The organism is Alteromonas sp. R7 (assembly GCF_055755235.1).
The window spans coordinates 169645-182840 of record NZ_JBVTQX010000001.1 but is presented as its reverse complement, the minus strand read 5'-3'; the positions used below and the strand labels follow the sequence as shown (position 1 = coordinate 182840).

At 45.2% G+C, this 13196-nt stretch carries 13 protein-coding genes; 7 read left to right on the top strand and 6 right to left on the bottom strand.

The genetic code is table 11. From position 1 onward, the window contains the following. Position 1: 1 nt before the first annotated feature. On the bottom strand, positions 2-1114 hold the full coding sequence (locus AC0J2X_RS00815) for a PilT/PilU family type 4a pilus ATPase (RefSeq protein WP_014977241.1): 1113 nt from the start codon (positions 1112-1114) through the stop codon (positions 2-4). An 8-nt stretch (positions 1115-1122) separates the two neighbouring features. Further along, entirely contained in the window at positions 1123-2166 is a 1044-nt protein-coding gene (locus AC0J2X_RS00810; protein WP_014950464.1) for a type IV pilus twitching motility protein PilT, read from the bottom strand. Between the two features lie 27 nt (positions 2167-2193). Between AC0J2X_RS00810 and AC0J2X_RS00805 the strand changes: the two genes are divergently transcribed. The 5 genes from AC0J2X_RS00805 to AC0J2X_RS00785 all read left to right on the top strand — a co-directional run bounded on the left by AC0J2X_RS00805 (position 2194) and on the right by AC0J2X_RS00785 (position 7309). Beyond that, on the top strand, positions 2194-2880 hold the full coding sequence (locus AC0J2X_RS00805) for a YggS family pyridoxal phosphate-dependent enzyme (RefSeq protein WP_014977242.1): 687 nt from the start codon (positions 2194-2196) through the stop codon (positions 2878-2880). Between the two features lie 70 nt (positions 2881-2950). Next, positions 2951-3772: a pyrroline-5-carboxylate reductase gene (gene proC / locus AC0J2X_RS00800; protein WP_014950466.1), complete on the top strand. Its 822-nt coding sequence runs from the start codon at positions 2951-2953 to the stop codon at positions 3770-3772. Positions 3773-3792: 20 nt separating this feature from the next. Beyond that, complete coding sequence (locus tag AC0J2X_RS00795; protein ID WP_014977243.1) at positions 3793-4329, top strand: YggT family protein; 537 nt, start codon at positions 3793-3795, stop codon at positions 4327-4329. Between the two features lie 96 nt (positions 4330-4425). After that, positions 4426-4899: a DUF4426 domain-containing protein gene (locus AC0J2X_RS00790; RefSeq protein WP_472995678.1), complete on the top strand. Its 474-nt coding sequence runs from the start codon at positions 4426-4428 to the stop codon at positions 4897-4899. A 331-nt stretch (positions 4900-5230) separates the two neighbouring features. Continuing rightward, positions 5231-7309 carry an NADPH-dependent 2,4-dienoyl-CoA reductase gene (locus tag AC0J2X_RS00785; RefSeq protein ID WP_156078756.1) on the top strand — a complete coding sequence of 693 codons (2079 nt, stop codon included), beginning with the start codon at positions 5231-5233 and terminating at the stop codon, positions 7307-7309. On the opposite strand, the gene AC0J2X_RS00780 is transcribed toward AC0J2X_RS00785, so the two are convergent. The 3 genes from AC0J2X_RS00780 to AC0J2X_RS00770 all read right to left on the bottom strand — a co-directional run bounded on the left by AC0J2X_RS00780 (position 7306) and on the right by AC0J2X_RS00770 (position 10572). Then, complete coding sequence (locus AC0J2X_RS00780; RefSeq protein ID WP_156078757.1) at positions 7306-7641, bottom strand: VOC family protein; 336 nt, start codon at positions 7639-7641, stop codon at positions 7306-7308. The genes AC0J2X_RS00785 and AC0J2X_RS00780 overlap by 4 nt on opposite strands. A gap of 209 nt (positions 7642-7850) precedes the next feature. Then, positions 7851-9695 (bottom strand): DUF885 domain-containing protein, encoded by a 1845-nt coding sequence (locus AC0J2X_RS00775; protein WP_131138298.1) that lies wholly within the window; start codon positions 9693-9695, stop codon positions 7851-7853. A 235-nt stretch (positions 9696-9930) separates the two neighbouring features. Beyond that, complete coding sequence (locus AC0J2X_RS00770; RefSeq protein ID WP_061486424.1) at positions 9931-10572, bottom strand: glutathione S-transferase family protein; 642 nt, start codon at positions 10570-10572, stop codon at positions 9931-9933. Positions 10573-10991: 419 nt separating this feature from the next. Between AC0J2X_RS00770 and sodC the strand changes: the two genes are divergently transcribed. After that, positions 10992-11537 (top strand): superoxide dismutase family protein, encoded by a 546-nt coding sequence (sodC, locus tag AC0J2X_RS00765; RefSeq protein ID WP_049586032.1) that lies wholly within the window; start codon positions 10992-10994, stop codon positions 11535-11537. Between the two features lie 172 nt (positions 11538-11709). Here the strand turns inward: sodC and AC0J2X_RS00760 are convergent, their stop codons facing one another. Then, positions 11710-12144: an OsmC family protein gene (locus AC0J2X_RS00760; RefSeq protein ID WP_061486425.1), complete on the bottom strand. Its 435-nt coding sequence runs from the start codon at positions 12142-12144 to the stop codon at positions 11710-11712. Between the two features lie 430 nt (positions 12145-12574). Here AC0J2X_RS00760 and msrA point away from each other — a divergent pair, with 430 nt between their 5' ends. Further along, entirely contained in the window at positions 12575-13186 is a 612-nt protein-coding gene (gene msrA / locus AC0J2X_RS00755; protein WP_156079135.1) for a peptide-methionine (S)-S-oxide reductase MsrA, read from the top strand. Positions 13187-13196: the final 10 nt, after the last annotated feature.

The window sequence follows — 13196 nt, the reverse complement described above, 5'->3', positions numbered from 1 at the left end:
ATTAGTCATCCATATCAATAGATACATTTGACAGTGTACCTAAGCTAGAACCGTCGCTGGTATCAAGCTTGATCATTAAGCGCAGGTCATTAGGCGAGTCGGCGTGGTGCAGCGCTTGGTCCATATCAATCTTACCCGCTTTGTACAAATCATACAGCGCCATATCAAAGCTCTGCATGCCCTGCTCTTTGCCTTTTTTCATTGCTTCTTTTAACGCGCCTATTTCATTGCGCTGTATTAGGTCGCGCACTAGCGGCGAGTTTAGCAATATTTCTATTGCCGCAACCCTACCCTTGCCGTCTGGCGTAGGTACTAGTTGCTGCGCAACAATGGCGCGGATGTTTAAGCTTAAGTCAAAGCGCAACTTATCGTGCTGATCTTTCGGCGCTAAATGCATAATACGTTCAATAGCTTGGTTCGCGTTGTTAGCGTGCAGCGTAGCCACACACAAATGCCCTGTATCAGCAAACGACATGGCATATTCCATGGTTTCCATTGAACGAATTTCACCAATAAGAATGACATCAGGTGCCTGACGTAGCGAACTTTTAAGGGCGTCGTCGAAAGACTGAGTATCTATGCCCACCTCGCGCTGGGTAATAACACAGTTTTTATGCTCGTGCACAAATTCAATGGGGTCTTCAATAGTCAGTATATGCCCGTGCGAATTTTCATTTCTATGCCCAATAAGCGCAGCCAATGACGTGGACTTACCCGTGCCTGTTCCACCTACAAATAGAACAAGACCGCGTTTAGCCATAATAATTTCTTTTAATACTCGCGGCAGACCCAAATCATCAGCTTTCGGAATTTGAGTAACGATGCGGCGAATCACCATGCCCGCTTGGTCACGCTGCCAAAATGCAGAGCAGCGGAAACGACCAATGCCTTCTCGTACTATGGCGAAATTACATTCTTTGGTCGTGTGAAACTCATTCTGCTGTTTTTCAGTCATCGCTTCGTGAACCAGCGCCAGCGATGCCTCTTCCGAGGTCGCGCTTTCCGTCACTGGCGTAAGCTTGCCGTTAATTTTGGCACTTACCGGAAACCCCGCCGTTACGAATAAATCCGATGCGTTGGTATCGACCATTTTTTGTAGTAGTGAATCTAACATATTGGCCTCTAGAAACTGTTCATCGACTGTTTATCAACTGACTTTGCTGCGGCGTCTTGTTTGGTGATAACCCCCATCGCCACTAAGCGCTGAAGACACTGATCCATAGTTTGCATACCGTGAGCCTGGCCCGTTTGAATAACCGAGTACATTTGCGGCACTTTATCTTCTCGAATAAGGTTACGAATAGCGGGGATCCCCACCATGATTTCATGAGCCGCAACTCGGCCCCCACCTACTTTCTTAAGCAGTGTCTGTGAAATAACCGCACGCAATGATTCCGACAACATAGAACGCACCATGGCTTTTTCTTCTGCCGGGAAAACATCGATAATACGGTCAATGGTTTTTGGTGCGGAGTTGGTGTGAAGAGTGCCGAATACTAAATGGCCGGTTTCGGCAGCTGAAATGGCAAGGCGTATGGTTTCTAAGTCACGTAGCTCACCGACTAGAATTACGTCTGGGTCTTCACGAAGCGCCGAGCGCAGTGCGTTATTAAACGAGTGCGTATCGCGGTGTACTTCCCGCTGGTTTACCAAGCTAAGCTTGTTGTCGTGCACGAATTCGATAGGGTCTTCAATGGTGAGAATATGTTCACGCTTGTGGGTGTTGATATGGTCGACCATGGCCGCAAGCGTGGTACTTTTACCCGAGCCGGTGGCACCTGTCACAAGTACAATGCCGGTAGGCTGATTTATAATTTCCTTGAAAATTTCAGGCGCGCCAAGGTCGTCTAAGGTTAATACTTTACTGGGGATAGTACGTAATACTGCCGCGGCGCCTCGGTTTTGCACAAACGCGTTAACACGAAAGCGCGACAAGCCATTCACTTCGAAAGAAAAATCGGTTTCCAGGTTTTCTTCGTATTCTTTGCGCTGCATGTCATTCATAATCTCATAAACGAGACCATGTACTTGCTTGTGATCGAGGGCTGGCACATTCAGTTTACGCATTTCGCCATCTACACGAATTATTGGTGGTAGGCCCGCTGATAAGTGTAAATCTGAGGCGTTATTCTTAACACTGAAAGCCAAAAGTTCGGTAATATCCACAACCACTTCTCCAAAACAAGGTGAATAATGCAAACAATAGCAGAAAGACTAGATTCCGCACGAAAAGGAATAGACCAAGCCGCTACCAGTGCACATCGTCCACCAAATTCCGTTAAATTGCTAGCGGTTAGCAAAACAAAACCCGTATCAGATATCATGGAAGCGTATGAAGCCGGACAACGTATGTTCGGCGAAAATTACGTGCAGGAAGGTGTTGAAAAGGTTCAGGAACTTTCTCACTTAAGCGATATAGAGTGGCACATGATTGGTCCAATCCAATCGAATAAAACCAAAGTAGTCGCCGAACACTTTGATTGGGTTCAGTCTGTAGATAGAGAAAAAATTGCTCGTCGCTTAAACGAACAGCGACCTGACTCAATGCCGCCGTTAAACGTGTGCATTCAGGTTAATATTGATGACGAAGAGAGTAAGTCAGGGGTAGCCCTAAGTGAATTAGATGCGCTAGTGGAGTTTATTAACTCTCAAAAGCACCTGACCTTGCGTGGGCTAATGACCATTCCTAAAGCAGATCCTAGTGAAGAACAACAGCGCGCCACACTGTCTAAGCTAAAAGAATTATTCGACCACTACCATACATCATTGAGCAATTTTGATACCCTATCCGTAGGAATGAGTAGTGATATGACAGAAGCGATTCAACACGGGTCGACTATGGTGCGCATCGGTACCGCTATTTTCGGTAAGCGAAACTAGCGCGCTAACCCAACGGATAGCGCTTCGCCTCGCTACACAGACTTAAACGCAACCAACAAATAGGATTTACATGCAACAGAAAAAATTAGCATTTATTGGCGCGGGTAACATGAGCCGCAGCATCATCAGTGGTCTTATCAAATCTGGGTACGCGAAAGAAAACATCCTTGCGGCAAACCCTTCCACACCAAAGTTAGACGGCCTGAAGGCCGAGTTTGGTATTCACACCACACAATCTAATGATGAAGCCTGCCAATTCGCTGATGCCATAGTCCTTGCGGTAAAACCACAAATAATGGGCGATATGTGCGGCGAGCTTCAGAAAAACAATGACCTTTCGGGCAAGTTGTTTATGAGCATTGCAGCTGGGCTGCCGGTAGCCAGATTGCAAGAAATGCTAGGTGGTGAATACCCTGTTGTTCGTATTATGCCAAACACCCCGAGCTTGTTAGGCAAAGGCATGTCTGGGATGTATGCCGACGACACGGTTTCTGAGTCAGACAGGCAATACGTTGACGATGTAATGAACAGCGTTGGCGAAACCGTTTGGGTAGATAAAGAAGAGGGTATTAACGGTGTTATCGCCGCAGCGGGCAGCAGCCCAGCTTATTTCTTCTTGTTCTTACAAAATATGCAGGAAGAAGCCATGAACATGGGCTTTGACAAAGCGCAATCTCGCTTAATGGTCCAACAAGCGATGTTAGGCGCAGCCGAAATGGTTTGTAACAACCCAGACCTTGAATTAAGCGAGCTTCGTGCCCAAGTTACGTCTAAGGGCGGCACTACCGCAGAAGCCGTTAACACTTTCATTAATGAAGGTTTAAAAGATATTGTCAGCAAGTCGATGCGCGCCGCCGTAGCACGTGCTGAAGAAATGGCAAAACAGCTATAACGTTTTAGGAAAAACACAACATGAACGCAACGGTATTTTTGGTTGATACCTTATTTAGCCTTTATTTGATGGTGGTTATTCTGCGCCTTTGGTTACAAATGGTTCAGGCAGATTTTTATAATCCACTCAGTCAATTTGTAGTAAAAGCAACCCACCCTATCGTGGGGCCGTTGCGCCGTATTATTCCGTCAATCGGCAGGTTCGACACCGCTACTTTTGTGTTAGCGGTAGCGGTATGCGCGCTCAAGCTAATAACCCTAGGGTTAATGTTTGGCGGTAGTCTAAACCCAGTCGGCATTGCGATTTTGTCAGTAATTGGTGTGATAAAAGAAGCCCTGTCGTTAATGTTCTGGGTGTTACTACTACGCGCTATTTTGAGCTGGGTGTCACAAGGTCAGTCTCCGGTTGACTATGTTCTGTATCAGCTAACCGAGCCGTTTTTAGCGCCAATACGCAAAGTCATTCCACCATTGGGCGGTTTGGACTTATCAGTGCTTATTGCCATCATTGCATTACAGTTTTTACAGCTTCTGATCCAAGACACTTTCCCTATGTAACTAATGTCAGTTCAAGACACTGTTAGGGAAAGTATTGGTCTTGCAGTTTGGTTCATAGAGCAAAACAAGCTGTAATGGGTAAGAATTAAAAACAAGATGAAGGCAGAGGTAGTTTCTATCATGGGTAGAATAAAACATATCAAAAAAGCTTACGTAGCACTTCTTGTGATGGCTATGTCATGCTTAAGCTTTTCCGCATTTGCCGAGCAGAAGCAAACGCTTGGTGAATGGGATGTTCACTATATGGTGGTGAGTACGCCATTTCTCACACCTGAAGTGGCGGCTAGCTACGGCATTGTGAGAAGTAAGTTTAATGCGCTGGTTAACATTTCGGTGTTAGACAAAGTCTCCGGTGAAGCGCAACGGGCAGATGTCACAGGTACGGCTAAGAATCTGTTGGGCAACTCGCGTAAGCTGACTTTCAAAAAGGTGGAAGAAGGTGATGCTATCTATTACCTTGCCGTGCTGCCATTTCGCGATCAGGAAACCTTTAGGTTTGAGATTGACGTTCAAAAAGGTAGCAGCAAACAAACGCTGAAGTTTCAGCAAAAAATGTACGTTGACGAGTAATTTATAAGGCGAGCACTGCTTTAATAATGCCAACATCATAAGTAAGCGCTCACCTGTAACGCACTCATGCTTGTGATGAAAAGCACTGATTAACGAAGCGAGATATCCGTTAGCCCGGTATCTCGCTTTTTTATTATGTTAAAAATAGGGTAACTGCACTTTACCAATTGAATGTGGTGGTAAATAATCAAAGCAACTGGTCGGGCAAGTTAGTGTGGTCGGATTATGTGTAACCATTAGCACTTAAGTCATGAAAGACAGATGAGCACTGCGCCGCAGCAAAGAGCGACATGCACTAACTGCCTTCATAGCAAATAAAAAGAGAACAATTATGAATACGCCCTCGTCTCAGACAGCTACACCACAGTCTGCCCACAATTCAGAACAACTCTCACCTTACTTCCCTAACTTATTATCTCCGTTGGATTTGGGATTTACTCAACTTCGCAACCGTACCCTAATGGGTTCAATGCATTTAGGTTTGGAAGAAGAGAAAGGCGGATTTGACAAACTTGCTGCGTTTTACGCTGAGCGAGCAAAAGGTGGTGTGGGGCTAATCGTAACAGGTGGTATTAGCCCTAATATTTTAGGTTGGGTAGCGCCCTTTGCTGGCAGAATGACCCGCTCTCGCCACGCGAAAAAGCACCGTGTTATTACCGACGCTGTGCATAAGGAAGACGGCAAAATTTGCATGCAAATATTGCATTCAGGCCGTTACGGTTATCACCCACTTGCTGTTTCGGCTTCACCTATGAAGTCGCCTATTACCCCTTTTAAGCCTCGCGAATTGTCCTCACGTGGCGTAAGAAGCACAATAAAAGACTACGTAAAATGTGCAGCCCTTGCCCAGCAAGCAGGCTATGACGGCGTGGAAATTATGGGTTCTGAAGGCTACCTCATAAATCAGTTTTTCTGTGAGCGCACCAATCATAGAAATGATGAATGGGGTGGCAGCCTAGAAAATCGGGCTCGTCTGGCAATAGAAATAGTAAAAGGTGTACGCGAGAAAGTGGGCACTAACTTCATTATTATTTATCGCCTGTCTATGCTGGACTTAGTCGAAGGCGGCGCTAAGTGGGACGAGGTTGTATATTTAGCCAAAGAAATCGAAAAAGCAGGCGCTACGCTAATTAATACCGGCATTGGATGGCACGAAGCGCGGGTACCTACTATTTCCACATCCGTACCTCGCGCGGCGTTTACCTGGATAACCGAACGCATGAAAAAAGAGGTGTCTATCCCTCTTATTACCACTAACCGTATCAATACGCCTGAAGTTGCAGAATCGGTACTCGCACAAGGCCATGCTGATATGGTATCGATGGCGCGACCTTTCTTGGCTGACGCTCACTTTGTAGCGAAGGCTATGCGCAATGAGTCTAAGCTAATCAACACGTGTATTGCCTGTAACCAGGCTTGCCTAGACCATGCATTCGAACAAAAGCGTGCAAGTTGCTTGGTAAACCCACAAGCGTGCTACGAGACCGAACTTACCTTTCCCCCTACTCACAATAAGAAAAAACTAGCGGTAGTAGGTGCAGGGCCTGCGGGTTTGGCGTTTTCCATGTATGCCGCAGAGCGCGGTCACGAGGTACATCTATTTGATAAAGCCAGTGAAATTGGCGGTCAATTTAATTACGCCAAGCAAGTGCCGGGTAAAGAAGAGTTTTACGAAACCCTACGCTACTTTGACAATCAGCTAGCTCGCCTGGGCGTTACGGTTCACCTTAACACCGAGATTAACGCAGAAAGACTTGCCGATGAGAAGTTTGATGAAGTGGTGCTAGCCACCGGTATTAATCCTCGTACGCTTACAATTGAAGGGCACGACCACCCTAAAGTGATGAGTTATTTAGACGTATTGCGCGACCACAAGCCAGTAGGCAAGAAAGTGGCTATTGTTGGCGCTGGCGGCATTGGTTTTGATGTAGCGGAATTCCTGGTAGAACACGAAAATCTAGCCAAAGATAAAGAAAAGTGGCTAGCGCACTGGGGTATAGATAAAGATTATTCTGCTCCTGGCGCACTAAAAGAAAAAGCCATAGAGCCTTCTGAGCGGGAAGTGTATCTGCTACAACGTAAAACGTCTAAAGTAGGTAAAGGGCTGGGCAAAACTACGGGCTGGATCCATAGGCAATCGTTGAAACACCACAATGTTCAAATGATGAATGGCGTGAGCTACGAGAAAGTGGACGATGAAGGTCTACACGTGCTGATTAACGACACGCCTAAAATACTGCCGGTCGATAACGTCATTGTATGTGCTGGTCAGGAGCCGTTTAAGCCTCTGCAACAACCTCTAGAAGAGGCAGGATTTACCGTGCACATTATCGGCGGTGCTGACGTAGCGGCTGAACTTGATGCTAAACGCGCTATCCGTCAAGGCGCTGAACTGGCAGCGCGAATTTAAAACTGATCGAACATGATAGCGTTGCCGTCCGGGTCTTTAACAATTAGATGCCCGGGGCCGCTATCGCCTTTCACAGGCACGTCTAAAGCGATGCCTTGTTCAACTAGATTTGCCTGAAGTGCCCTAACATCACTTGGGTTGAAGGTCATAATGTTATCTTCAAACATCCCTTCGAATAACCCAATCATGGTGGTGCCATTTTTCATCATTAACCATTTATCTTCCACCGAGCCGCATGAAGGCATGGCTTCAAAGCCCAAGGCCTCATAAAACGTCTTCGACTTGTTGATGTCTTTAACCGTTAAACTTAACGAAAATAGCCCTAACTCCACTTTATTCTCCCTTAAATTTCGTAACCATTGTTCACTTATACCAATTAATACTCTAGTGAAGCTTTTGAACAATATCACTGCCATTAGTCGCAAAAAGAAAAAAGCCAGTAATACAGAATATTACTGGCTTTACGTCAAATATCGGCTTTTTACTGTTCTTAACCTAACGCTGATTGCGCTGTAAAAAGTTTAAATAAAAATATTATTCCTTAACTTTTTTGACTAGCGATCCAGCGATCAATTTTCTGCTCAAGAATAGCAAGTGGAATGCCGCCCGTGTTTAACACTTGTGCGTGGAACTCACGGATATCGAAATCATCACCTAATGCCTTCTCCGCGCGCGCGCGCAATTCTTGAATTTTAAGCGCGCCCACTTTGTAAGATAGCGCTTGCGACGGGATCGCAATATAACGCTCTACCTCGGCAACAACTTCTGTGCGGGTCATGCCTGAGTTATCAAGCATAAAGTCGATGGCTTGTTCGCGGGTCCAACCTTTCGCGTGAATACCTGTGTCTACCACCAAACGCATGGCGCGCAACTGCTCATCTTGAAGCGTTCCATAACGATTCCATGGATCGTCAAAGAACCCCATTTCATACCCTAGCGTTTCAGAATACAGCGCCCAACCTTCACCGAAGGCTGGTAGGAAGCTAAAGCGCATGAATGAAGGTAGCGCTTCATTTTCTTGCGCTAGACTCACTTGGAAATGGTGACCTGGAGCGCCTTCGTGTAGATACAAGGTAACGTTGCCGGTGGTTAAGCGGCTAGGCAAATCGTAGGCATTAAAGTAGAAAGTACCTGGACGAGAGCCGTCTGGCGTGCCCGGCTGATATGATCCACCCGCACTGAATTGCTCGATAGCAGGGTCGTAGGGTTTGATTTCTAGCTCAGACTTCGGCAACAGTGAAAAATACTGATCAATTTTCTCATCAACTTCACGGCCAATATCGTAATAGCTCTGTGTTAGCGCTTCACGGCTTTCAGGCTTGAACTTAGGATCGGTACGTACATAGTCGAAGAATTCGTTTAATGTCCCTTCAAACTTCACTTCGTCCTTAATTTCAAGCATGTCATTTTTGATACGCTTAACTTCTTTTAAACCAAGGTTATGCAGTTCATCAGGCGTCATTGGTAGTGTCGTTGAACCTTCCACCATCAATTGATAAAGCTTTGCACCACCTTTCATATCGCTAAGGCCAATGCTTTCACGTGCAATAGGCAAATACTCATCGCGAAGGAAGTCGCGCATACGCGTGGTTGCATCGTAAATCTCTTGCGTCGCTTTCTCGTAGTCAGCGGTTAAACGGGCTTTTTCTTCGTCAGAGAAACTTTCTGGGAACATAGTAATTGGCCCCCAAAACTGTGACTCTTTAATTGGGATAGCCAGCTGAGTATCGAACTGCTTGATCACGCGATCGATTGTCAGCTTAGTTTCAAGAACACCGCTTTCCATGCCCTCGCGGAACTTTCCGATAGCGCGGTCAGAAATAGCAATGTAATCCTTATGGCGAGATAAGTTATTTTCGTAATCTTCTACTGTTTTAAATGGCGCTGCGCCCTTTCCGCTCGCGAAGGTCGGGTAGAAGGTGTGGAACCCACTGAAGTGATTAACAGGACGCACTTCCGTTAGCGCTTCAATCTCGTCGGTAGACATTTTTAGCGAGCGCTCTTCGTTGTATTTAAATACGTCGTAGGCGAGTTTATCGGTGTCGCTTAACTTACTGCGGTCAATTTGTTTAAGCTCTGACAAATTCAGCAATGTCGCTGTCTTTCCCGCTAAAGCGTGAGAGTCTGTTAAGAAGTCGCCCATTCTGTCTGCGTAACGCATGTCGCCGCGAAAAATGGCCATGATTGGGTTTAGCTCAATATCACGCTGGTCAGCGGCTGCAAATAACGCAAAAAGTTTTTCGTGCTCAGACGCTTCTTTTGACACTGAAGTACTTTTTGATGAACTCTGCACATTTGCGTTGCCGTGTTCATGTGCCACTGCTGAGCTAAGGCCCAGTGCCATGGTTACTGCACTACTTACAAGTAGTGTTTTGAATGCTTTCATTTTTTGTTCCCTTGTTATTTCTTCGCTGTTTTTGCGTATATTTCGCAAAAAAAAGCGCTGTCGTTATGTGTTTTCTTGATTCTATATACCGCGTGACAAGCGCATTTAAACCTAATAATGCGTACCTGACGCCAGATATCAGGCATACCGGCTGTACAATGCAATTCAACGTTTACTTAATTAGCCACATCTTCACACGGTATCTATTCATTTAAGGTTTTTCAGGATGCACTGTTTATTCAGGCAAATGATCCATCTCTTTTCGCCACGCCCTTTCATACGCCTCACGGCCTAACACGCGTTGCGCGTACGCGGCTACATTGTCTGTTTTACCGTCTAGCGTGATATCTAGCTTGCTGCCTTTTGCCCACGCCAAAATATGACCTGCTATTATGTCAGCCATGGTAAACATGGTGCCGCATACAAATTCTTTATCGCCCAGCATAGAAGAAAATACAGGCAACACGCGCTTGAACTCCCACACCGCTACATCACGCATTTGTTCAAGTCTTTGCTCTTTGGGCAATGCAAAGGTGTGCTTTGCCAAATTCCAAATCGGTTGCTCTAACTCATTGGTAAGAAACAACATCATTTCTTCATATTTGGCTCGCTCGAAGCTACCAGGCTCAGGAATGAATTCATGCATGCCGTGACGTTCAGCTAAAAAAGTGACGATAGCCGCCGATTCCGTCAAGGTACCTTCCGGCGTCGAAAGCGCTGGGATTTTAGAGGCAGGACTGATGGCTTTATATTCTTCTGACAGGTGTTGCCCTTGTTTTAAGTCAACTAAGCTGTACTCAAAAGGTAAACCTAGCTCTTCCAGTGCCCATGCCACGCGAACCGAGCGAGTTTTCGGATATCCGTAAAGTGTATACATACCTATGCCCTTGCTTATGTAATGTGAGCTAACTGTAAGTCGAATAGGAAAAAAGTGCTACTGCCATATTGTTACTGAGTTTTAACACTGTAACTTCTGTATGACAGTACCGCCTACTTATGGAGAGGCTCCATATCCAAAGACTATATAAAGAGGCTACCTTCAAAAAGAGTGAAAATAATAAGGAAAAGCCAAAAAGATAAGGTAATGGTCGGTAACTTTTTCACGTAACCAATATAATGATTTCCGTAAATGCCAGTAGCTATGCGCTAACACACAACTCGGTTGTCGCTTCAACGCCCTAGTATTCCTAGTCTTGCGTAGTATCCCTGAGTTATGCGCCACAATGGTTCACTTTATGCTCATCTCACTTCAATGCTTTTAACAAATTCGTTAATAATTGAGTGAAGGAGAACACGATGAAGAAACGTTTACTATCTACCTTAGCAGGTTCACTGACATTAATGTTAAGTGCGAGCAGTTTCGCAGGTCATCATGATAGTGATGGAAAAGAAGTGATAATGAATAACCTGGAAACAGGGATGAGCATGGGCTCAGTAGTGGTGAGCAGTTATGATGATGACGGTGTAGTATTTACGCCAAACCTGTCAGGGTTAACCCCGGGCATTCATGGTTTTCATGTTCATCAAAATGGTGACTGTTCACCCTCAATGAAAGATGGGCAAAAAGTGTTAGGCGGCGCAGCGGGCGGCCATTTCGATCCAGAAGATACCGGTAAACACCGTGCTCCTTGGTCTGAAAAGGGTCACGAGGGCGATCTACCCGTGCTTTATGTTGATGAAAATGGAAACGCAACCCAGCCTATCTTTGCACCAGAGCTTGAGTTAGATGATATTGAAGGCCGCGCCTTAATGATTCACGCAGGTGGCGACAATTACTCTGATTCACCTAAAAAGTTAGGTGGCGGTGGTGACCGCGTAGCATGTGGCGTAATTGGGAAATAAACTAACGCCACCTCATGTTATGCAATCAACATTTTATACAAAAAAGCGGCTTCTAAAGCCGCTTTTTTATACTTCACTTGATAAAAACAACTTGCCTGGTCTTGTCTAACAAAGCGAGTGTCTAACAAAGCGAGTCCTATCTTTCGATAAGGGTAGTAATAGCCTTTATCTCTTATTCAATATTCAATCGATATTCCAATGTGATGTTGGCATTAAGAAGTTGAGATACAGGGCAATTTTCTTTTGCTTCCTGTGCAATTTTCTCAAACTCATCTTCGGTAATCCCTTCAACCTCAGCATCTAAGCTTAGTGCCGATTGAGTTATTTCAAAGCCGTCATCGTTTTTCTCTAAACTGATTTTTGCAGTGGTATTTAACTCGCCGTCATTGTATCCCGCATCTGAAAGCGCAAAAGAAAGTGCCATGGTGAAGCAACTCGCATGCGCCGCACCAATTAATTCCTCGGGGTTGGTTCCCTTTCCATCTTCAAACCGCGTGTTAAAACCATAAGGCTGGTTCGATAAAGCACCGGTTTGTGTAGAAATGCTCCCCTTTCCCTTTTTACCTAGCGGTTTGTAAACTGCACTACCTGATTTGACTATCGACATATCATCTTTCCTTTCATTTTAACTAAACTGATTTTCATGTAGTTGGATAAGATGCAAGTGCTCTGCCGATCATAAGAAATCGCTCTATCCCTTGTCATAGCGGCTTTACAGCCTCATCTTGTAAATGGTGGAATCAGAGACAGTTCCCTTTTTGAAAGAAGACTACAGAGTGAGATGAAAATTTTACTTACATCCTTTTAGTCTTTTTCAGTACCTATGCTTTCGCGCAAAGCCTCAAGCTTCGCAATGTGCGCTTAGAAAAAATGTACGCTTGTAAAACAAAAATGGAATTAACTCGCTGCACCGCGATGAAATTAATTTCAGCTTAAACCGTTCTTTATTTGTTAACCGTATATCTTCGCAAGCTGGGGGCTGACGAATTAAACGCGAAGGTCGCTACAACGTTAAACCAACACATAAAAGGTGAATGATGAAATTAACACTTTCTGCAGTTTTTATTAGCACAGCGTTGAGCGCTTCGGCTTTTACGCCATCAACAAGTGCCGACGAGGCCATTCTAGCTGGGGGCTGCTTTTGGTGCATGGAGTCTGATTTTGAAAAGCTAGACGGGGTTACTGATGTGGTGTCGGGGTTCACTGGCGGAAGCGCGCCAAATCCGACTTATAATGGCAATCACAAGGGACACTTTGAGGCGGTAAAGATCACCTACGACGGCGAAATGCTTTCTTATAATGATATTCTCGATCATTTTTGGGTGAACATTGACCCTTTCGATGACCGAGGTCAGTTTTGTGATAAGGGACCAAGTTACTTGAGCGCCATCTTTGTAGCAAACGATAAAGAACGTGCTATAGCAGAAAAAACAAAAGCTGACGTGGTAGCCCAATTTCCCAATAAAAAGGTGGTAACGCCCATACTCGATGCTTCTACCTTTTATCCGATAAAAGGCGACGAAATTGGCCATCAAGATTTTTATAAAAAAAGTCCCGTTCGCTATAAGTTCTACCGATGGAACTGTGGGCGTGACCAGCGCTTGGAAGAAATTTGGGGCGAGAAAGCCTTGGGTAAGAATAAGTCTTAGCCCAGCAACT

Bases quoted from the DNA above. Each gene is read 5' to 3' on its own strand.
- AC0J2X_RS00815 (WP_014977241.1), bottom strand. From the start codon at position 1,114: ATGTTAGATTCACTACTACAAAAAATGGTCGATACCAACGCATCGGAT.
- AC0J2X_RS00805 (WP_014977242.1), top strand. From the start codon at position 2,194: ATGCAAACAATAGCAGAAAGACTAGATTCCGCACGAAAAGGAATAGAC.
- proC (WP_014950466.1), top strand. From the start codon at position 2,951: ATGCAACAGAAAAAATTAGCATTTATTGGCGCGGGTAACATGAGCCGC.
- AC0J2X_RS00795 (WP_014977243.1), top strand. From the start codon at position 3,793: ATGAACGCAACGGTATTTTTGGTTGATACCTTATTTAGCCTTTATTTG.
- AC0J2X_RS00790 (WP_472995678.1), top strand. From the start codon at position 4,426: ATGAAGGCAGAGGTAGTTTCTATCATGGGTAGAATAAAACATATCAAA.
- AC0J2X_RS00785 (WP_156078756.1), top strand. From the start codon at position 5,231: ATGAATACGCCCTCGTCTCAGACAGCTACACCACAGTCTGCCCACAAT.
- AC0J2X_RS00775 (WP_131138298.1), bottom strand. From the start codon at position 9,695: ATGAAAGCATTCAAAACACTACTTGTAAGTAGTGCAGTAACCATGGCA.
- AC0J2X_RS00770 (WP_061486424.1), bottom strand. From the start codon at position 10,572: ATGTATACACTTTACGGATATCCGAAAACTCGCTCGGTTCGCGTGGCA.
- sodC (WP_049586032.1), top strand. From the start codon at position 10,992: ATGAAGAAACGTTTACTATCTACCTTAGCAGGTTCACTGACATTAATG.
- AC0J2X_RS00760 (WP_061486425.1), bottom strand. From the start codon at position 12,144: ATGTCGATAGTCAAATCAGGTAGTGCAGTTTACAAACCGCTAGGTAAA.
- msrA (WP_156079135.1), top strand. From the start codon at position 12,575: ATGAAATTAACACTTTCTGCAGTTTTTATTAGCACAGCGTTGAGCGCT.